Annotated in this window: 15 protein-coding genes; 3 read left to right on the top strand and 12 right to left on the bottom strand. The window is 56.9% G+C overall.

The genetic code is table 11. From position 1 onward, the window contains the following. Window positions 1-32: 32 nt before the first annotated feature. Genes ABD796_RS07650 through ABD796_RS07660 form a run of 3 tightly spaced genes read right to left on the bottom strand, consistent with a single transcriptional unit; the run spans window position 33 to window position 3,343 of the window. The gene (locus ABD796_RS07650; protein ID WP_344905392.1) at window positions 33-800 is read right to left on the bottom strand and encodes an RraA family protein; all 768 of its coding nucleotides are present in this window, start codon (window positions 798-800) and stop codon (window positions 33-35) included. Continuing rightward, entirely contained in the window at window positions 801-2,102 is a 1,302-nt protein-coding gene (locus tag ABD796_RS07655) for an ABC transporter substrate-binding protein (protein WP_344905395.1), read from the bottom strand. Between the two features lie 26 nt (window positions 2,103-2,128). Continuing rightward, window positions 2,129-3,343: a hypothetical protein gene (locus ABD796_RS07660; protein ID WP_344905398.1), complete on the bottom strand. Its 1,215-nt coding sequence runs from the start codon at window positions 3,341-3,343 to the stop codon at window positions 2,129-2,131. A 563-nt stretch (window positions 3,344-3,906) separates the two neighbouring features. Here ABD796_RS07660 and ABD796_RS07665 point away from each other — a divergent pair. Beyond that, the gene (locus ABD796_RS07665; RefSeq protein ID WP_344905401.1) at window positions 3,907-4,788 is read left to right on the top strand and encodes a helix-turn-helix domain-containing protein; all 882 of its coding nucleotides are present in this window, start codon (window positions 3,907-3,909) and stop codon (window positions 4,786-4,788) included. 31 nt (window positions 4,789-4,819) lie between these two features. Here ABD796_RS07665 and ABD796_RS07670 read toward each other — a convergent pair whose 3' ends face one another. Next, window positions 4,820-7,150, bottom strand: a complete 2,331-nt coding sequence (locus ABD796_RS07670; protein ID WP_344905404.1) for a helix-turn-helix domain-containing protein — start codon at window positions 7,148-7,150, stop codon at window positions 4,820-4,822. A 212-nt stretch (window positions 7,151-7,362) separates the two neighbouring features. On the opposite strand from ABD796_RS07670, the gene ABD796_RS07675 reads away from it, so the two are divergent. Together ABD796_RS07675 and ABD796_RS07680 are read left to right on the top strand one after the other, a co-directional pair. After that, entirely contained in the window at window positions 7,363-9,780 is a 2,418-nt protein-coding gene (locus ABD796_RS07675) for a type IA DNA topoisomerase (RefSeq protein ID WP_344905407.1), read from the top strand. A gap of 291 nt (window positions 9,781-10,071) precedes the next feature. Then, on the top strand, window positions 10,072-10,596 hold the full coding sequence (locus ABD796_RS07680; RefSeq protein ID WP_344905410.1) for a hypothetical protein: 525 nt from the start codon (window positions 10,072-10,074) through the stop codon (window positions 10,594-10,596). A 64-nt stretch (window positions 10,597-10,660) separates the two neighbouring features. Here the strand turns inward: ABD796_RS07680 and ABD796_RS07685 are convergent, their stop codons facing one another. The 8 genes from ABD796_RS07685 to ABD796_RS07720 form a co-directional block, all read right to left on the bottom strand. Then, window positions 10,661-11,455: a 3D domain-containing protein gene (locus ABD796_RS07685; RefSeq protein WP_344905413.1), complete on the bottom strand. Its 795-nt coding sequence runs from the start codon at window positions 11,453-11,455 to the stop codon at window positions 10,661-10,663. 105 nt (window positions 11,456-11,560) lie between these two features. Beyond that, window positions 11,561-13,300, bottom strand: coding sequence for a DUF5107 domain-containing protein (locus tag ABD796_RS07690; RefSeq protein WP_344905416.1), 1,740 nt, complete (start codon window positions 13,298-13,300; stop codon window positions 11,561-11,563). 28 nt (window positions 13,301-13,328) lie between these two features. Beyond that, entirely contained in the window at window positions 13,329-14,768 is a 1,440-nt protein-coding gene (locus ABD796_RS07695; protein WP_344905419.1) for a hypothetical protein, read from the bottom strand. After that, entirely contained in the window at window positions 14,765-17,461 is a 2,697-nt protein-coding gene (locus tag ABD796_RS07700; protein ID WP_344905422.1) for a right-handed parallel beta-helix repeat-containing protein, read from the bottom strand. The genes ABD796_RS07695 and ABD796_RS07700 overlap by 4 nt, the downstream gene beginning before the upstream one ends. A 17-nt stretch (window positions 17,462-17,478) precedes the next feature. Further along, window positions 17,479-18,381: an aldo/keto reductase gene (locus ABD796_RS07705; protein WP_344905425.1), complete on the bottom strand. Its 903-nt coding sequence runs from the start codon at window positions 18,379-18,381 to the stop codon at window positions 17,479-17,481. A gap of 151 nt (window positions 18,382-18,532) precedes the next feature. Beyond that, on the bottom strand, window positions 18,533-19,615 hold the full coding sequence (locus tag ABD796_RS07710) for an enolase C-terminal domain-like protein (RefSeq protein ID WP_344905428.1): 1,083 nt from the start codon (window positions 19,613-19,615) through the stop codon (window positions 18,533-18,535). 107 nt (window positions 19,616-19,722) lie between these two features. Beyond that, window positions 19,723-20,607, bottom strand: coding sequence for a carbohydrate ABC transporter permease (locus tag ABD796_RS07715; protein WP_344905431.1), 885 nt, complete (start codon window positions 20,605-20,607; stop codon window positions 19,723-19,725). 25 nt (window positions 20,608-20,632) lie between these two features. Further along, entirely contained in the window at window positions 20,633-21,496 is an 864-nt protein-coding gene (locus tag ABD796_RS07720) for an ABC transporter permease (RefSeq protein ID WP_344906286.1), read from the bottom strand. Window positions 21,497-21,525: the final 29 nt, after the last annotated feature.

Raw genomic sequence — 21,525 nt, forward strand, 5'->3', positions numbered from 1 at the left:
TCACCTGTCCTATCCGTTTGTACGTTTTCTCTTTAGTTAGAATCGTTGTACCATTCTCCGCTATTGCCGTAAGCTTGTTTGGCCCGGATGCCGAATCGGCTTCCAGCGGCATCGATCGCCTCAAGAAGTTCCCGAACGGACACGCCGGACGAACTTCTCGCCGCGGGAATCAGCGTATCGCATTCGTTGTCGTCCATGAAGCGGGCGGCGTTCAGCAAGCGGCGCTCGTCTTCCTGCGGAATAGCTATGAAACCGTGCTTATCCGCATGAATGAGCTGACCCGGCCGGACCGTACAGCCGAATACTTCGACGTCGCAGCCCCAGCGGACCGGCGTGCTGAACGCATGGCCGACGCACAATCGGCGGGCAAGCGCCTTAAAGCCGGCGTTCGTCATTTCGTCGAGGTCGCGGACCGCCCCGTCGGTGATCGTTCCGACGCAGCCCAGGGCGCGGTGAATATTGCTGTTCACTTCTCCCCAAAACGCGCCGACCACACGGGGAGAGTCCAAATCTTGAACGACGACGATTTTGGGGCCGGGCACGCCGGCCACATAATGTCTGTATTCGCTCCATGCCGTCGGGTTATTTTTCGCATGGGCCGGGTTTCCCGGTTCGATTTGCACCGTTACCGCATAACCGGCCATCGGTCCCATTTGCGGCATATAATCCCGCGTCTCTTCCAAGTTGAACCCTTTCGTAATGTCATGCTTCGTAATGGCTTCCCAGCCGTTATAGACGGTCGGCGTATTCCATCTTTTCAGCTTCAACAATTCGCTATGGCTTAATCGCTGCTCGTTCATTTATTGCTTCTTCCTGGCCACTACGGCCTGATTCAATTTTTCCTCAGCCGTGCGAAGTGCGGTCGCAACATCGCTCTCGCCGAGTAAGACCTTCGCCAGCTCCCCTGCCGGGAACAAATACGGGTTCAGGCTGATCAGTTCCGGATTCATCTTCGCAGCGGCCGATGGCTTATTATAGAAGTAAGCGTAGTTGTTTTTGTCTTTTAATTTCGGGTTGTTTTGCATGTACGTTTGTTGAATTTCTTTGCTTTGCAGTGCCGTTGACCGCCCATCCTTGGACGCATTTAGCTGATATTCATCGGATGTCAGGAACGCGACGACTTGGAACACATCATCTTTATACTTACTCGTATTGGTTGGCAGCAAATATCTTGCGGCCGACTTGGTTCCTGTTTGTGGCGCCTCTTTGTAAGTAGGAAGCGCCACATAATCGAAGCTGATCGCTTTATCCGCGGCCGCGGCCGCTCCCCCTCCAACCGTCATCGCTACGGTTCCGGTCAGGAAATCGCCTTCCTGCACCTTGTCCGGAAGATTGTCTACCGTCACTCCGTTGCCCGGAATTTCATAGAAACGCTTAATATTGTTAAACACCATTTTCCAAGCATCCGTTTGAATGACCGCTTTATCGCTGGCGTCCAATACCGGCAAGCTCAGTTGGTTGTTGATGACGAAAATATTCGACCAGTTGGCGCTGAATCCCCGGTACTGGATACCGCCCTCGATCCGTGTCAACCGTTTGGCCAGTTCGTATGCGTCGTCCCAGGTCATGCCGTCCTTCGGATAGGAGACACCGAATTTGTCGAACAAATCCTTGTTATAGTAAAGAACGTAACCCAGCGACGCATTCTGATAAGGAATCGCAAATACCCGCTGATCGGAAGTCATATCCTTCATCGACTGGATCGCTCTCGGCTCCAGCTTGCTTAGATCGTAATTGTATTTCTTGATTAGCTCGTTCAAGTTTTGATCCAGCTTCATGTCTAGGAACATCGGCAGGTTAACCGTCGCGGTCATGTAAACGTCGAGCTGCGTTCCGGCGCTGACCAGATCTTTTAGTTCCGTGCCTTTGCCCGGCGGGATAAATTTCGCCGTAATATGCGGGAACTTGTCGTGAATCGGCTTGCCGAACTGCGTTTCAAATTCGGCTTCTGTGAGCGGAATGCCGGAAAACACGATTTCAATCGGTTTATCGTTTGCTTTGGCGGCTTGCGGTTCCCCGCTGCTCCCCGACTTGCTGCCGCAGCCCGTCAAAGAAGCGGCCGCCAGCAAAAATGCGATAGACAATACTGTATGTTTTTTCATAGTCGAACCCCCTTGTTTCGAATGATTTATCTGGAACACCCTACAAGCCGTACCGTCTTGGTTACGCCGCCCGGCAGGGACGATTTGGCATACACCTTTACGGAAACGAGAACCGCGCCGTCTTTAATGAAGCCCGCGATTTCGTCATCCGTTAACCATTCTTCCCCCGCAGCCGCCGCCGATTTTTCCATGAAAACGTTCGTGGAATCGCTATACTCGCAGCGAAATTTTATCGTATCGGTTTGACCCGGACCGAACGTTCCGTCCCAGCCGATTTTTACTTTCGCAAGTTCGATGCCGGAAAAGCCTGCCGCCGGCGCAACCGTTAGCGCAGCTCCGTACGTATGAGCCAGTCCGTCCGCGGGTGACAGCGCGGCATGCAGCCCCAGGCTTCCCCGGCTTTGCACCCAATCCGAGCCGGTAGACGTACCTGTCGCCGTGTACACGATTCTATTCGCGGTGTCGATATACTGTTCGCCGACGTAATGGGGAGAGAACGTGGGAGCGGCGACGCCTTGCAGCGTAAATTCCTGCTGTGCCGGCAGTCCTGACGGGACAGGTCTGTAGTCGTACCATGCAGTCCCCTTCACCAGCAAAGCGTACTCGATCTCGATCGCATCTCCTGCCGTCGTTCCCGGATGAATCAGCACATCGACACTTTCATTCGCCAAGACGCCGGTCAGATCGAGCTTGCAGAAGCCGTCCTGATCGAAGAGAGGCGTATTTTCCACGGCATTCGTTTTCCCGGCGTTCCACTTTCTCACAAGCAATCCTGAACGCGGATTCGGATTCGCAGCCTTTACGACAACCCGATAACTCCCGGCTTCGGTCAACGTGCAGCTTTGGACAATGCCTTCGTTTCTGGGATAAGCGTCCACCGTTGCCAGTTTCATATTGCCGTTCGTCAAGTAATAAACCGTCATCGTTCCCCCAGTTTTGTGCCAATACAGCGGGATGTCGTCCGAACCGATCCCTTTTACGAAATGGCTCCCGTTTTTAAGCATATTTTTTTTCGGATACGGAACCGACTTATTGAAACTGGAGGAGCCGGATAAAATTTTCCCGTCTACGATGTTGTACCCTGCCGGGCTCGTTAACCCTTTCCCCGCACCGAACATGTCCAGGTTGGATAAGAGCAGCCGGATGTTGGAGTTGCCGACGAACGTAATGCCATAGTCGGGCCGCGTTAGCGAAGAATGTCTGGCCAGATTGACAAGCGAGACCGCTACATTGCTTACCATGCTGGGTGTAAACCTGGTTCGTAACCGTCGCTTCGGCTTATTAGATCCTCCGCACCCCCTTCGCGGGTCGAGTCGCCAAGCTTTTTAGGATCGGGTAGATGATTCATCGCTCGTTTCCTCCGATATATAGGGAATTGGCGAAACCTTTCGATGAAGCGGCAGTCGCTTTTTTACGGCAGTCGCTGCATCGTCCCTGATGCTTCTTCTTGGCTGCTACAGTTCTGATTCGTTTCTCCTCGGCAGGACGCAAAGCCGATGCGATCAATTGGAACGCCTGCTTTCGTAGGTACGGACTCGGAGTGATTTTCATTTACAAGAAACGTCGCATGTGATAAAATTCACAATGAATATTTGCTCTCTGCAGGTAATCGCTCCTTCCTTCCGCCACAATCCGTTTGTTTGATCAACTAATGTTGATTAAAGCGCTTACCTTGCCTCTATCATACCCGTGCGCTTCGATTTTGGCGTCCAATAATTTTACGATTCCTCTCATTTTTTTCGTTATTGTTTTTCTCGCGCCCGTGGGCCTACGGCAAAGGCCGATAAAGTCAGGAGGTCTGGTCATGCCGCCCATCATTCCGCCGGTGCTAACCGATTATCCGAACAAGGACCGGTTTCCATTTTACATTATTAAAAAAGTAAACAACAACATCCCGCCACACCGGCACGACTTTCTGGAGCTCAGTCTCGTCGTCGAAGGAACCGGCACTGAAACGGTAAACGGCGTGAAGCATCGCCTGGGACCGGGAACGATCACCTTCCTTCTGCCGTACCAAATTCACGACATTCGCGCCGACGCAGGCTCGAATCTGCTGCTGCACGTGTGCAATTTCGATATGGGGATACTGCTCAACGCGCCAGAACGCGAACTCGGACATTGCCTGCTGCATACAGGCGATACGGAGGCGGCTCCGTTTGTCCGATCCGAGGCGGAGCAGCACCGGGACCTGTTCGCCCTGTTCGACCGGATGCAGCGCGAATACAACAAGGACGAGCCCTGGAAGAAGCTCATCCTGACATCCATGCTATTCGAGGCGCTGGCACGGTTCGACCGGCTTCGTCTGGAGAAACGTTCCGCTCCGGCCGAAGCCGGCCGGAAACCGGAGACGTCCGCCATCTGGGAAATCGTCCACTACATTCATCAGCATTATCAGGAGCCGCTTACGCTGGCCGATCTTGCCCGGCTGTTTCATTTTAGCGTGCCGAATTTGAGCAAGCAGCTTAAGCACCATCTCGGAACGAGCTTCGTCGATTTTGTCCACGAGCTTAGAATCCGTCAAGCTTGCAGCCTGCTTCGCTCGAGCGACATGACGATTACGGATATTGCGCTGGAAGCCGGTTTTCGCTCGTTCGCCAGCTTTTCGCGCGTATTCGGCGATATGAAAGGCATCTCTCCTTCGGCTTATCGGAAACGATGGTCTGGCCGGCTTCAGGAGGACGAATAGTACGTCCGGCAGCCGGACAAGCTAAGCCGCGCTAGTTGTTATGATACCTTTCCCGATACTGCCCCGGAGTCATCCCGACGACTTTGCGGAAAATGCGGATGAACGCCGTCGTATTCGAATAATTCAGCTTCTCCGCGACCTCCGACAGCCGCATCGTCGTCGTCTCCAGCCATTCCTTCGCGATATTCATCCGGTATTCGGCCAAATAGTCGCTGAACGTAACGCCCATCTCCTTCTTGAATACGCGGCTGAGGTACACCGGATGAAAGTTCAGCGCCTCGGCGCAGCCTTCGAGCGAAATGTCCCGGTCGTAGCGCTCCTCGATTTGCTTGACCATACGCTCCACGATGCTGCCGTATTGGGACTCGGCCTGACGGTTCAGGAAGCCGATAATCGGCGTTAGCAAATCCCGCTTGAACGCTTCGGCGATATCCTCCGGCGTATTTCGCTTCATCAGCTGTTTGTACGAACCCGGATCGCCTAGCACCTGATGCACCAGCCCGCCTTTTTCCTGAACGATCTGATACAGCCGGGAAATGAGCTGCATCATCAGAACCGGGTATTCGTTTGCACCTGCGCCGCCTTCGGCAATCATCATCATATACCGGTCGAACATCTCGAGCGCTTTCCCCGGATCATCCGACCTCAGCGCCTTCACGAGCTGGTCCTCGGCGCTTTTCAGTTGCGCGAACGCGGCCGAAGCGAACCCGCCTCGCTCCGTCTCCACGTCCCCGTAATGCAGGATGATGCCGGTGCCAAGATGAATCCGGCTTTTCAGCGCATCAAGCCCTTCGTTATACCCGCGAATCGCCTCCGTCGGCTTCGAAAACGGCTTGCTGATCCCGATACTGACGCGCACCTGCAAATACTCGTGCACCTTCGCCTGCATCTGCTCCGCCGTGCGGTACAATTGCGTCTTCAGCTCGGCCTCGTCCTCCAGCTCGCTCGCAATAAGCGTCACCTGTGACTGATCGAGCAGCACCGGAGAGAAGCGGCTGTCTTGCGGAATCAGCTCCGACACGATATTGTGGACCGCAAACAGCAGCAACTCCTTGTCATGCTCGCGATATCGGGTTTCGTGCAGCGTATCGATCTGCAGCGTCAGCACCGCCAGCCTCCTCCATCCGGACGGAAAGCCATACAGCTGGCTGCGGTAAGCGAAGTCGCTCTCGGACAGCTGTCCTGCAAACAGCTTCAGCATCAAAAATTCGTTCAACTGCGTAAACTGGCCCTGCATTTGCTGCTTCAGCTCCTGGCCGGTGCTGAACAGCATCCGGAACCGTTCCTCGAGGGAGGAAAACTCGTCGCGACCGCCGGTCTCCCCGATTGAAATCGCTTTGGTCATTTCCGATAAGCGCTTAATCGGCGAATACATATGTCGACTGATGATAAGCCCCAGCATCCCGATGACCGCGAAGATGACGGTGCACACGACGGCGGTGGCCACCGCGATCTTGCCGGTTTGCTCGGTCACCGTCTGCAGCGGGACCGCCGACACGTATATCCAGCCGTTATATCCGGAGCCACGGTACGTGAATACCATCCGGCGGTCATTGACCTTGTCGTGAAAGTAGCCGGAGGTTTCGCCCGAAGCTTGAATGGCTTCGGCAATCCGCGCGTTGATCGACAGGCTTGAGCTTCCCCGGCTTTCGGACGCGTTCAGAAAGTCTTCGCCCTCCCGGTTCAGCACGAACATGTCCCCCGACTTGCCGCTATCCGCCTCCAGCAGCGTACGGAACTGGCTCTTCATCATTTCAATGACAAGAAAGCCTTTCGGCTGCTGAGTGAAAGGGAGAATCGGCAGCTTGTATACCATTCGGATCGTTTGCGGACGGGCGGGAGCTTCGCCCCCGTCGTCTTCCTCGGGCAGCGGCGCGATATCCCAGAACAAATTGTTCGGATGCTTCGCATACAGCTCCAGCTGGCGACGCAGCGGAAATTCGCTTAACGGGGTGACCGAAGCGAAGCTGATCGCCCAGTTGTGCTCATTGCTGATCAAGTAGCCTTCCTTAATGCCGGAAAGCGTTTGCAAATTATAAAGTCCCGTGTACAGATTGCGAATCCGTACAAAATCCGTCACGTCGATCGGCCCGTTCAACGCCGAGGTGACCTGCGGGGAGTTGGCGTATTGCATCGCCGTTAATTCCAGCGTCTTCATAACCTGCTCTACGCGCATTTGCGTTTGCAGCAGCACCTGCATGCTGCTTTCCCGCATTTTATGTTCGACGTCGCTCGCGGCGGTATAATAAGAAAACAGACCGAGAGCGAGAACGGGAATGGCCCCGATCAGCGTAGTAAACGCTACCAATAGCAGCATATATCGCGGAAATGTGCGAAGCCGGTGTTTCCATCCTGCGAGCATGAAGCCACTCCCCTCTTTTACGTACCGTGCGGATTCGTTCGGGCTGGCAAAACAGGTTCCCTGTTTTCAAGGTAGCATCACTTCCCGCGTGATGCAATAGCCCCGTCCGATGCCCCTGCTTTATGTTGTCGGTTTATGGTACTATGGAGGTTGACCAGTGAACCGGCGGATGCCGACGCATGCGCCGGATTTGATTACCGGGGGAAACGCTTTTGAAAACATTGATTATCGCCGAAAAGCCGGATATGGGCCGCAATATCGCCGCTGCCATCGAACCGAAAGCGGCCAACAAGCGCACTCACCTTGAAGGGGAACGCTTTGTCATCACGTGGGCAATCGGACATTTAATCGGGCTGGCGGAGCCGGATTTGTACGACGATAAATACAAAAAGTGGAATTTTAACGATTTGCCGATTATTCCCGACACGTTCAAGCTGCTGCCGAACCCGCGCACGAAGGATCAATTGAAGGTAATCGCCACGCTCGCCAAAGATTGCGGCGATATCGTCAACGCTTGCGACGCCGGACGCGAAGGACAGCTTATTTTCGCCTACATTCAGCAGCACCTGAAGCTGCGCCAGCCGGTCAGGCGGCTGTGGATATCCGACCTGACGCCGGAGACGATTCGCCGCGGCTTCGCGGAGTTGAAGGACGGCAGCGTCTACGAGCCGCTGACGCGGGCCGCCCGGGCGAGAAGCGAAGCCGATTGGCTGATCGGGATGAACGGATCGCGCGCCTTCACGACGAAGCACAACGAGCTGCTGTCCGTCGGCCGCGTGCAGACGCCGGTGTTGGCGCTGCTGTACGATCGGCAGAAGCAGATCGAGGCGTTCTCGTCGGCAAAGTTCTACGAGGTGGAAGCGTATTTCGATCAGCGAGACACCCGTTATCGCGGGCTGTGGCAGGGCGACCGGCTGACCGATGCCGTTAAAGCGCAGGCGCTGGCCGCCAAGGTAAAGGACAAGCCCGGCCGTATACTGAGCTACGAGGTCAAGGATACGAAGGAATATCCGTTCCGGCTGTACGATCTGACCTTGCTGCAGCGGGACGCCAACGCCCGGTTCAGCTTTTCCGCCAAGAAGACGCTCGATATCGCCCAGTCGTTGTACGAGAAGCACAAGGTCATTTCGTACCCGCGGACGAATTCGAACTACGTCAACGAGCAGAACATTCCCGAAATGTACCGCGCCCTTGACGCCCTGAAAGGAACGCCCTACGAACAGTTGGCCGCCGGCGCGGACAAAAAGCGCGTACACAAAAACAACAAGGCGGTGTGCAACCCGGCCAAGGTCGAGGACCACCACGCCATCCTGCCGACGGGCAAACGGGCAAGCTCACTGACGCCGGAAGAACAGAAGCTGTACGATCTCATCATTCGCCGCTTTCTGTCCCACTTCTATCCTCCCGCCGAATACAAGGTGCACACCATCCTGACCGAAGCGGAGCAGGAGACGTTCAAGACGACGATCAAGCAGCTGCTCAGCCTAGGCTGGAAAATCCTCAACGAGGACGACAAGACAGGAAGCAAGGACAACGGCAAGAAGTCCGGAAAATCGGGCAAGCCTGCCGAAGCAGGCAAAGACGGCAAGGACGGCGACGGCGACGGGCCGGCGGAGCCGGAGGAAGAGCTCATTGAGACTCCCTTCGCGCTGGCTCCGGACGAGCCGGTCCATTGCAGCGATTCGTCCGCCAAGGAGAAGGAGACGCAGCCGCCGAAGCCGTATACGGAAGGGACGCTGCTGAAGGCGATGGAGAGCGCGGGCAAGCAGCTTGAGGACGAGGAGCTGCGCGATGCGATGAAGGAATCCGGGCTCGGAACGCCGGCCACGCGGGCAGCGATTATCGAACGGCTAAAGAACGTGGGCTATGTCACGATGCAGGGCAAGCGCATTGCCGTTACGCTTAAAGGCCGTACTGCCGTCGAGCTGATTCGGGGCGCCGGCGTCGAGCTGCTCACCTCGCCCGAGATGACCGGGCAATGGGAAAGACGGCTGCACGAAATATCCCGCGGCCAAGCCTCCAACGAAACGTTTATCGAGAACGTCAAGAAATTCACGCGCTCGATTATCGATAAGGTGCGCGTCCAGCCCCGTGCGGCGAAAACCGCCTTTGAGGCGCAGCAAACTCCATCGGGCAAATCCGCCGGCGACGACGCCGGAGCGAAGGGCAATTCCCGGCGCGGCGGGGCAAAAGCCTCTGCGGGCAAAGCTTTACGAAGCGGCGAGGGCGCTTCCCGCAGCGCGCGTTCCGGAAGCGCCGCCGCAAGCAATGAGCGGGCTGCTTCCGCCCGGTCGGCCGGGGGCAGCGACGGGGGCCCGGTCCGGACGACGGCCCCCGTCAGCGCGGGCGAGCGCGAGCTGATTGCCTCTTGCCCGGGCGAGGGGTGCGGCGGCCATATTTTCATGGGCAACAAAGGCTACGGCTGCAGCAACTACAAGCTCGGCTGCAAATTCGTCATCTGGAAGGAAAGCCTCGGCAAGACGCTTACGCCGTCCATGATCAAAAGCCTGATTGAAAAAGGCCGCACCAGCAAGCTGAAGCTGATCGACCGCTCCGGCGCGCCGATCGAAGGCCGCATCGTGTTGAAGGACCGCAATCTCGGTCAGGTGGAGATCGAAACCGTGACATGATCGGTTCGCGCGCGAAGCCGGAGACCTGTTCCACCTAGTCGGAATGGCCAAGTGAAATGAAGAAAGGGATCTGCCTTGCAGCGAGATATGTGAGCAGCAAGGCATTCCTTTTCGGAATGAAGTGGGCTCCCAAACATTCGTTCAACTTATATAGGAGCGATTTTTGCCCCCAAGCGGTAGCCCTCCACGCTCCCTGGCATATGCTGAAGGAACAACGCAAGGGAGCGAGTCAGGATGAGCGTCAACACGAAACAATCTCGTCGGAAATCTGTTTATCCTTCCGGAAGAAACATGGCGAGAACAGCTGCCATCATGATTCCGTTTTATCGCAAAATCGCCCGCGACAATCATTACGCGAGACAATGGTCATCCGCCGTTCGCAACGTCGATCTCGACAAGCTGCTGCGGCTGTTCCGGCAGACGGTGAAGCTGCGCAGTCCGAATTTGTCCACGAACGGCATCGGCTATTTCCTCGACGTTCCGTTTGCCGCCCCGCTGTACTTGTATACGAACGGTACCTCGATTCAGCCGGGAGAAGCCCAGTTCCAATTCAGCACGAAGGCTCACCGGACGATCGCCTGCGCCATTTTGCCGTTGTACCGGACGATCCGCGACAGTCCCCCTTTCGCCTCCGCGCTCGTCCATGCGATTCGCCGGGGCAACCGCCCGCTCGTCGAACGGCTCGTCCGCAGCCGCGTTCGTTCACCCCGTTTACATTCAGTCGCATTAATCGAATCCGGCTTTGCCATGGGCTTCCGCATACCCGGCGTCAAGCATGTATACTATAATGAATTTTTTCGCGAATATACGGGATGAGCCGGACAATGGAATAAACCCGGATCGCAAGCGACCCGGGTCCGTTGGAATGATTGTGCTCCGCCTATACACTGCGTTCCTTGAGCACGAACACCTTTACATTTTTTTTCACGCCGAATTCGACGGCTTCGTTCAGATCGTTCATATAAATGTCGATACGCGCCCCCTTGATGGCCGAGCCGGTGTCTTCCGCCGTGCGCAGGCCGATTCCTTCGATCAGGACGGTCGAGCCGAGCGGAATAATGGAGGGATCGACGGCCACGGTGCGTCCCTCTTCCGCCTTGCTGCCGCTGCGCGTAATGCCATACGCCGGGTGGGACGGCGTCTTGCCGGTCGATTCTTTCCCGGCCGTGTACGCGGTCAGCGTCGAGCTGAGCACGCGCTGGACAACCCGGCGCTCGCCTTCTCCGCCCTCGGCGCTCCAGCTTGCATCCAGCTGCGGAATATCGAGCCGCTGGCCGACGCGCAGCCGGTTCGGGCTTTCCAGCGCATTGGCCGCCAGCAAATCCTGAACGGTCAGGCCGAACGCCCGCGATATTTTCGTAAGCGTATCTCCGGATTGAACTTGATATTGTAGAAGATGAATATCTGCTGCGGCTGCATCTGCGTCCGCCCCGCCCTGCGACGGCCGTCCTTCGGGGGAAGCCTCCGGCTGTATGGCGGACGAACCGCTCCGGCCCGCCGCCCCCGGTTCGTCCGGCCCGGCGTATGTCCAGCTCCCGTCCACATACATCCAATTGTCGGCCATCGCCCATTCCTCGTCCTGGCTGTTGTACGCCAGCGCCTTCGGTTCTCCCGTGGCGGCGCCTAAAAGGACAGCCATACACAGGCATATACAAACTTTGATCCAGCTTTGCATTCTAGCAACATCCTCCCTTGCAGTCGCAATGGTAGATTCGGGATGTTACTAGAGTTGCCTGCGTTGGCGCATTTTAAACGTATATCCGTCCGCGTGCTTGCCGCTTCAGTCCTCTACATATTCGCGATAGGCGCCGAATTCGAACAGATCGTCTTCACCCAGAGAAGACGGAGCCTCCTCTTCCGGCTTTCCAAGCCCTGCCATAATACGGCGCCAAAGCCTCGTCCGGGCATAGCGCTGATGCACCAGTTGGAACACGGTTTGCCGCAGCAGCCGCTCGGCCTCGGCGAATTGCCCTTGATCGGCGAGCAGAGTCGCGCGCCGTTCGATTAGCCATTCGTCCTGAAGGGCGCTCGTCTTGGCAAGCCACGTCTGCCTCTCCGTTATCGTCTCGGGCCCGATGCCGGCGAGCGCGGCGTCCCTTTCGCACGTCACCTGCGGATGCAAGGCGACGGCCTGCGACCGTATTCGGCGATAGCATGCAGCGGCTCGGAAGCAATCCCCTTTGTTGCGGCGGTAAAGCCTCCCTGCCAAAGCCAGCGCCCGGTCCTCACCAGAGCGCTCCAGCTCCGTCAGCGCTTCGTCGATCCGGTCCTTGCCGGCATACCAGGCACCCAGTTGCATGCTCCAGGAAGAAGCCTGCTCCGGCCTGGCTTCGGCCGCCCAGCTGAGCGCGCCCTCCAGCTCCTCGCAGCCGGAGATCGCCCAGCGATTGTCTTCCGGAGCCGGCGGCTGCGGAAGAAGCTCCGGCTGCCGCCGCTGCCAAGCTTCCACAACCTGCTCCCACAGTTCCGTTTCCCGTCTGCGGGCAAAGCCGAACAAAGGCACGCTTGCCAAAGGCGGCAGCTCCACCTCCGGCACCTCCAACGTGCGGATATCCAGACGCTTGTCGGTAGGAAACCAGAACTCCACATAAACATGCGATGTTCCCGGAACGAGCTCATTCTTGATCGATTGATCCACAATTGGACCGGCTTGAATTTCCAAACATTGTTCCTTGTCCAAAGCGTATTGGCTGACCCATTCCTCGTCGCGGCCTACACCGTCCGACCATAATTTGATGCCGGGCGTCAGCCGCCGGTCGGCTGCATGGAACAAACCGCTTCCGAGGCTCGGCGTGTATACCCCGAACGCCTGGCAGTCCGGCTCGCGCCAGAAAAAGCCGGTCATGCGTCCAAGCTCTCCTTGCTTTTTGGGGCCTTCCTCCGCCCAGTCGATCGTGCGCATCGCCTCTCCGTGCGATAGCACCGGCCCGTTCGGGAAGCAGAACTCCGTGTCGGGGCGCGCGGGCACCCCCGCATTGGACCAAGCCATCCAGGGATGCGGCTCCGAAGTCGGATTGTGGAAGCACGTTCGCTGTGTCAGGAACGAATCGTCTTGGCCCAGCGAATATTCGACCGTCCACTGCATCCCGAACCGGACTTCCCGCTCGCCGCACCAGACGAACAATCGCTCACCGGTCTTATTCGTCTGATAGTATACCGGTACGATCTGTACCGGCGAATGGGAGATCGGAAAGCTGACTTCGATGCCCCCGCCGATAAAAAATTGCCTCGGCAGGATGCGCACCGGACGGACCGCGGGAACGGCAAAGAGCGTTTCCTTCCCCGAGCCTTTATGAATCAGGGAGTACACTTTCCCGCCCAGATCGGGGCATATCGTTGCCTTGATATGGTCGTTCTCCATGACCACGAACCGATACGTTCGGATGACGGGCCTGCGGCTCGTCTCCGCGTAGCTTTCGTAAGGGTACACCCCGTCCGGATCTTGCGCGCTCGGAATCGGTCCGGAGCCGACCATGGGGTGCGTCAGCAGTTCGTCGGTAAATTCGCGAATGTCGAGCATCGGACACGCCCCTTTCGCCGGCTGGTTTCTAGGACCATACGCCCAGGTAGGGAACCGACGCCACCGACGACAACTGAATGTCTGTCTCGGCGATGCCGCCCTTGCGCAGGAAAATGCCCTCGTCCGTCTTGACGAACACGGGGCGGTCCGCAAAAGTGAACCGCTCCGGCAGCGCGCGCTCCCCGCCGACCCAGTTCATATCGCGGCCGAACCGCGTTTCATCCTTGCGTCCGAGAAGCTGGTACACGTCAATGCTCTGATAATCCGTAATCGTCCAATGCGGTCCCCGTTCCATCCAGATGCAGCGGTCCCCGAGCAGGACGGAAATTTGTTCATGGGTTTCATTCAGCCCGCTCCACACCTCGTCGTCCGCGCCGTGGCGCGCGATCAGGTACAGCAGATCGTGAGCGTGCCAGGCGCTGCTCGGCGCGATGTCCGCCTCGTTGCACCAGCCTGTGGCGGAGGCGAAATATCCCCGCGGATTCTGGTACGCCGCGTAAGTACGATCGCATTTCGCCAGAAAGGCGGCAAGCTCCGTGTCCTCCTGCCGCTCCAGATACTCGTGAATGCCGAACAGAGATATCCCCATTCCGGCAATCAGCATCGGCTCGTTGATCCGGACCCAACGGCTGCCCGAATGGTAAAACACGCGATGCAGCCGGGTCTGCCCCCTGCCGTCATGCCAGGCCGAGCGGGCCAGATGGCGGCACAGCCCGCCGGCCTGCTCCAGGTAAGCGGGCTCTCCGTACAACTCGGACGCCAGTACGAGCGGCGCAATCAGCAGGCCGTAATATTCCGCCGGCTCGGTGCTCGTCGTATCCCCGGCATACCGGTAGGACGCGATGCAGTCCGGATCGGGAAGCCCGCCGACGTGAAATTGCCCGATCATCTCATCCACCTGCCGCCGCAGCTCATCGCCCCACCGCCGTTCGCCGAACACTTTCTCGTACAGCAGCTTCCCCCATAGGCGGGCATATTCCTGATTGCTGATCGCTCTCCCGTTCGTATACATAACCCCGAAAGGGTAAATACGGTCGCACGCGTCCATGGTGGCCTCCATGCTGGCGCGAATGCGCTGCAAATCGTCTGCGGGGAGCCAATCCTTCGCATACAAGGCAGTCAAGCCGAGCGCGGCGTTCGGCATCATATTGTGAATCAGGCCGTGCGCCAAGCTTTCGCCCATCTGGAAGCCGATATGCGCGTATTGCCCGTCCGGCTGAAACGACCCGGTTTGAAACCGGATGAGGGTGAGCAGCTTGCTTTCCAGCGCGGGATCGCGCTTCTTATTCAGCATGAGCGCCAGCGCGGGCAGCAGCGGGCTGGCCCAAGTGCTGTGGTCGCACGTGAAATCGCTCCATCTGTAAGGATTCGAACCCCACACGGAGTGATTGTGAAACCCGTGAATCGTCCCGTGCTCTTGAACCCATGTCAGCAGCCAATTGGCCAGCTTGCCTGCATTCGGTTTCATCCTTTCCACTCCCCTCCGCCCTGCTCCGGTTTGGCCCACAGGCCGCAATCGTCCACATAGATCGAATATCCTTGCAGTTCCGCAGCCGTGCCGTTCTCGATCGCCACCGTTGCGCTTGTCGCTTCGGGGCCGGTCGTAAAGTGCAGCTCGGACATCGTGCTTTCCCAGTTCCAGCGGCTGACGAGCAGCTTAGCTTCCGCCTCGCCGTGTCCGCTCACGGACATCCGTGCCGAACCGGCTCGGGTCGCATGATGAAACAGTACATTATGGATCAGACAGCGGCCTTCTCCGACGAATTTCAAATATACATCGTGCATCCCTTCAACGAAACCGATCGGGGCGGTGAAGTGGCGCCAAGTCGAGTCGTAATTCGTCTGCTGGGTAATCGCGCCGATCAACGGCCCGTCGGGATGATCGAGTCTGCATTCAATGGAGACCGGACCGACCACTTTGTTCAACCCGATCGAAACATTGTCGTATTTGCCCTTCAAACCAAAGTCCACTCCGGCGAATTTCAGCCATTCCCCCTTCTTCGCCGGTCCGATATAGGGAACGTCCCGATAAATCGCCCGGCCTCCGTCGGGGCCTTGCTCCCACGAACCGGTCGAACGGCTGTCCGAATGCTCGACCGCGAGCCGGTACTCCCCGCTGGACCGGATGGCCGCGTACGCAATGTAGGACGTATTCGGCTTCAAGCCCTCTGCCCTCTGCTCGATCCGATCCCCCGGCTGCAGAACCGCGGCATATTTATTGCTGCGGACGACCGCTGGATAGGAACCGTTGCGACTGTAATCCCAACCGCATTCGAATACCGTCGCGGGAGAACCGGACGCGACGCTCCAATGGGCCAGATCGCCCGTCTCGAAGCCGCCGTTGCGAATACGCGTTTCATGGTCCAATACGGCGAAGCCTTCTCCCGCTTCCTGAGAGCGGTCAAAATCGTGGCCGGGAACCCACGACTCGCCCCCCTGCTCGTAGGCGCCCACATCCGGCGCTTCTCCGAGGAAGCCGTCCGTTATACCTTCAATCGGGATACCCTTGCCGATCGCCGGCGATTCCGGCCGAAGCCGGAAATCCCCCTGCTCCGCATTCTCGAAGCGAGGGTCCTCGTCGAAACGGTTATGGGACACGACGCTATGGTTGCCCCATTTGCGGATTTCCCCGGCGGCAAACAAATTGTTGGCCATGTGGGTTCCGTACATATCATCGAAATAAAAAATGGTAGAATCCGCGATCCCCCGACGGTAAAACGTATTATTGTAAATGAGCGTCCGCTGCAGCGGGCGATTCAGCACCATGCCCCGATCGGGGATGTTCCACACCACGTTGCGGTAAAAGCTGACGCCGCTCGTCCAGGCGTCCATATAGAAGCCGAAGCTCAGATGATCGGACAAATTGTCGTGCAGCCAATTGTGGTGAATATGCGTGCTATCGAAATCGTGATTAAACAAGTAGATCATGCCCGAATCTTTGGTCAGCGCGTTGGCGAAGGAAATATCGCAATACTCGATGACCGAGCGCGCGAATACGCCGGATATCGCGGTCCGTCCCGATCTGGAGATCGTGCAGCGGCTGACGCGGTGCCCAAAGCCGGTGAGCCAGATCATACTGGCATACGAGGCTTCGAAATTTCCGTCATGGATGAAGCAGTTGACCACGGTGTTCCGTTCGCCGGAAAGCTGCACCCCGATCCCTTCAAAATGAGAGATTTCGCAATCCCGGAGCACATTATCCGATCCGCCCAGCTCCACCCCGTTCGTCCGGCCGTAAATCGTCTGACGCCAACCGAAGGAGCGGTCCATGCCGTAGATGCTGCCCCCTCTGATTTGGCAATGACTGGCCGCCTTCGTTGTAATCGAAGCGCCCCGGCAATGGATTCCGGCGATATGAATATGCTGCTTGCCGCTCAAATCGAACGCATAGTCGCGTCGCTTCGCCTCGACCGTACGGCCGGCCGGATGGCCTCCTCCGGGGACGATGACGTACAGCAGCCGCTCGCGAGGGTCGTAATACCATTCCTTCTCGCTGTCCAGCGCTCGCAGCGTTCTCGTTATAAAATACAGATTGCCCGGCTCGGTATGGTAGTGTTCGGCCGAATTGATCCATTGGTCGTGATGCAGCGTGCCGTCCTGAAACCGGTTCACCTTGGCCGTTGACATAAAATAGCTGACGCCGTTCACGCAAGCGACCATCGCCCCGTCCCAATACCCGTCCGGGAACGCTTGCAGGTCCGCATCAAACAGCGTGTTGCCCGTATAATCGTTCGTAGCCGAATCCACGGTGGCGTACTGGGTTTTGTCCAGCCGGTCGCTCATGTTCGGCCATTGCGCCTCCATGCCGAGCTCCCCGTCGAAAAATACCAGATTGTCGCCGCCGTCAACCAACTCCCAAGCGAGACTTGCTTTGTAGACGTTGCCCTCATGATGCGCCCATTCCTTGATTTCGTCGCAGCCGCTGACGACCACTCGCTCCTGCCGGTAAGCCTCGAAGCGAATTGGCGCTCCGTCCCGGCCGCTGTTCCCAGGTACGACGGTTTCCCGGTAGACGCCTTCGCGGATATAGCACACATCTCCGGCCTTCAGCGTCTCCGCCGCCCTGCCGATCGTGCGGAACGGACTTTGCTCGGACCGGCCGTCGTTACGGTCGTCGCCATTCACGGCGACGTAGTATACGTTTCCTTGGGTTTCAACCATTTCGAACCTCCGCTGGTTTACAGCAATTTTTTTCCCGGAAATAGCGACAGCACCCTCGCTTCATCCTCGGGCGTTAATCCTATTCCGTCGCAATACGACGCGTTTCGCGTCAACGATTGGACCGACGTCGTGCCGGTCAGCGTTACCGCTATATCCGGGCACGTCAAACTAAACCGCATGGCCGGCTCCACAAGGCCGTTCGGCTCGCCGCGGTGCAGAAACTCCAGCTGTTGCTTCCGGTTCGCCGCTTCCTCCAGGATATCCGGGTATTTCGCGAGAAAAGGAGCGGGGCGATCCGTCAACAGGCCCATGCCGAGCGGGCTTCCATGGATGACGCCGATATTTTTCGCCCGGGCCAGCGGCAACAGCTCGGCCTTGGCCGTATAGTCCATCGGCGTATAGCGGCCGAACGTCTGGATCGTATCGACGATACCGTCGCGCACGAACGGCAGCAGCAGCTCGATTTTGCCCGCATTCACCCCGATCGCGCGAACGATCCCTTCCCGCTTCAAATCCAGGAAAGCGGCGACCGTCCCTTCCATGGCGGCTTCGTAGTCGACGGATTCCAGCTCGTGCAGCTGAATCAGATCGATGTAGTCGGTTTGCAGCCGCTTGAGGCTTTCCTTGACCGATTTTATCGTATTGTCGTACGTATACGGCACTCCGCGAACGACCGCCTTGGTCGCCAAAATAACGCGGTCCCGTTTCCCCTTCAGCCCTTGGCCGATTCTTCGTTCGCTTTCGCCCGCCCCGTACAACGGCGCCGTGTCGATAAAATTAATGCCCAGATCAAGCGCCGCATCAAGGACGCGAAACGCCTCTTCATCCGTCGTCCCTCCGAAATCGCCGCCAAGAGGAGCTCCCCCGAGCCCCAGCTTCGAAACCCAAAAGTTCGTTTTGCCCAATACGGAATATTCCATAGTCACCATCCCCGGAAAAAGCATTGTATTCTGCCAGTTCGTACAAAACCAGAGCTAATCCTGCCTACTCCGGAAGGCTGTATTCCTTGGGGTGCAAGGGATTCGGCCCATTCCAAGTATACCGTGAAAGGTCTGACTTTGTACTAGGCGGTTAACATTTGTAGCGGGCCGTCCTCTCCACTTCCTCCCAATCGAAGCGATAGCCGATCCCGGGGCCCTGCGGAGCGCTAATATAACCGTCCCGGTCCACATTCGGATAGCCGAAACCGATGGAGTCCCCCGATCCCCAAACCAGCACTTCGAAAAACGAATTGTTCGGAATGCCGCAGGCTAGCTGGACGTTCGCCTGATCGCCGCCGTGAATTTCCGCTTTCATGCCGAAGCTGTCCGCCAGATGGGCGATGCGCAGCGAACCGGTGATGCCGCCCTTCAGCAGCGTACCGGTACGAATCATATCGCAGGCGCCTTGCACGATAAAATCCGCGGCATTGTAATGGCAGCCGTCTGACGTTTCCGCCGCCAGCACGGGAATCGTCAGCTCTTCGCACAGCCGCTTGTACGTCCAGATGCTGGACTCCCGCATCGGTTCCTCGTACCACCGGTAATCCGCTTCCTCGAGGGCGCGGCCAAGGTAGATCGCTTCCTGCAGGTTGAATCCGGCCGAGCCGTCATACATCAGCTCGATCCCGTCGCCGACATGCTTGCGTAAATCCTGGCATAGCTTCGCGTCTTGACGGGCGTCGCCCCAAGCGTGCAGCTTGATCGCCTTGTAGCCGCGCTCGATGCAGGCATCGGCCGCTTCGAGAAATTGCTCGGTCGTATCATAAGTGACGGTGGAGGCATACGCCTGTACGCGATCGCTGTTGCCGCCGATCAGTTGGTACAAGGGCATGCCCGCTTTTTTGGCCGTTATATCCCATAGCGCCATGTCGATCAGCCCCATGTACATAATCTGGAATTCCTCCAGCCGGTCCATTTCCCAAATTTCGTGCCACAGCTTCTCTTTCAGCAGCGGGTCTTTGCCGATCAGCATATCCTTCAATCTCCGCCGCACGTATTCGACGGTCATTCCGGCCCGCTGCGTAACCGCAACGCCTTCGATGCCCTCGTCGGTCAAAATGCGCACGATGCCCTGCTCGCGGACCGTTCCGGAGCCGGGCAACCCTTTGCGCCAATTAAATTGCGTCGTAACGGGGGTTTCGATGCCGTAAGCTTTCACGTCTATAATTTTCATAATGTGTACGATCACTCCTTATCGTTCAGAAGCTGAGCAGTTCCTCCAAACTGCGACATAAACAAGGAACGGTACAGCGATACGCTCATACCGGACCTCCTTCCCGGTTACCCCTTCAAGGAACCGACCATAATGCCTTTGGCGAAATACTTTTGCAGGAACGGATAAACAATGACGATCGGGACTGTCGCGATCATCAGCACCGCCGCTTTAACCGTTTCCGGAGTCAGCGGAGCCTCTCCGGTCGAATGCAGCATAATGTCTTGCATCACCTGATCCTGGTTCTCGATAATCAACTTGCGCAAATAAAGCTGCAGCACCATCTTGTAGTGATCGCTTATATAGAGCATGGCATCGAACCACGCATTCCAGTGCGATACCGCGGTCCACAGAGCCACGGTCGCCAGAATCGGCTTCGATAGCGGCATAATGATCGTCAACAGGATACGCACGTCGTTCGCTCCGTCGATCCGCGCAGATTCTTCCAGCTCCGTCGGTATGCTCATGAAGAAATTGCGCATGATGAACATCGTAAACGTGCTAAACAAGGTCGGAAGAATGAGCACCCAGCGCGAATCCATCAAGCCGAGCGATTTGATCAGCAGGTACGATGGAATAATTCCGCCGCTGAAAAACATCGTAAAGACGAAAAACATCGTGTAAAACGTACGGTGCGGCAAATATTTTTTGGACAAAGGATACGCTCCGAGAGCCATGGCGAATACCGATAAGACGGTACCGACGACCGTGCGGAATATCGAATTGCCGAATGCGATAAAAATATCGCCCGACGCAAAGGTCCGCTTGTACGCATCCAGCGAAAATCCGCGCGGATACAAATGGATGCCGGGACGAAGCGATTCCTCGTACGAACTGAAAGAAACCGACAACACATGAATAAACGGATACAGCATTGCCGCGCACATCAGGGAGATGAACGCAACGAGCGCCGTTTGGAACAGCTTCTCGCTTAAAGCCATTTTGCTTGACATCGTTAAACCCCCTAACGAAGAACCGCTATATTAAGGCTTCCTGCCCGGCCTTCTTGATGATCTGATTCGTCAGAAGAATCAACATAAATGCGATGACATTTTTGAACAGTCCCACTGTCGTCGCGAAGCTGTACTGCATGGAAGTCAAACCTGCCCGGTATACGAACGTATCGATTATGTCCGACACTTCGGATACTGCCGGATTGTACAGATTGAAAATCTGATCGAAGCCCCCGTCCAGCAAATGACCGATCCGCAAAATAAACAGCAGCGAGATGACGGGCAGCAGGGACGGCAGCGTAATGTACCAGATCTGCTTCCAGCGACCGGCCCCATCCATGACTGCCGCTTCGTACAAGTGCGGGTCCACCGAAGCGAGTGCCGCCAAATAAATGATCGTGCCCCATCCTATTTCCTTCCAGATAGCCGATGTAATCAGCGTAAAGCGAAACCAATCCTTGTCGCCGAGAAAGTAAATCGAGTCGAAGCCCAGCCATTGAATGATCGTATTGACGGCTCCGGTCGAAGGAGACAAAATGACGTTAAGCAAACCGGCCATGACGACCCAAGAGAAAAAGTGCGGCAAATAGGAAATCGACTGCGTAATGCGTTTAAAGAGATGAAACCGCAGCTCATTAAACAAAAGTGCCAGTATGATTGGGGCCGGAAAACCGAAGATGATATGATAGAAACTGATGACGAGCGTGTTCCGCACCGCCGGGATAAACCCGCTGTACGGGTCCCACAACAGCTCGAAATTTTTCAGCCCGACCCAAGGACTGCCGAAAATGCCGAGAATCGGCTTAAAGTCTTTAAACGCAATGACGATGCCGTACATCGGAGCGTAGCAAAACACCAGATACCACACGATGACCGGAATCAGCATCATGAACAAATAAGAGCATTTCTTGTATTGCC

This window comes from Paenibacillus hodogayensis, from assembly GCF_039536325.1.
Taxonomy (GTDB): Bacteria; Bacillota; Bacilli; order Paenibacillales; family NBRC-103111; genus Paenibacillus_AB; species Paenibacillus_AB hodogayensis.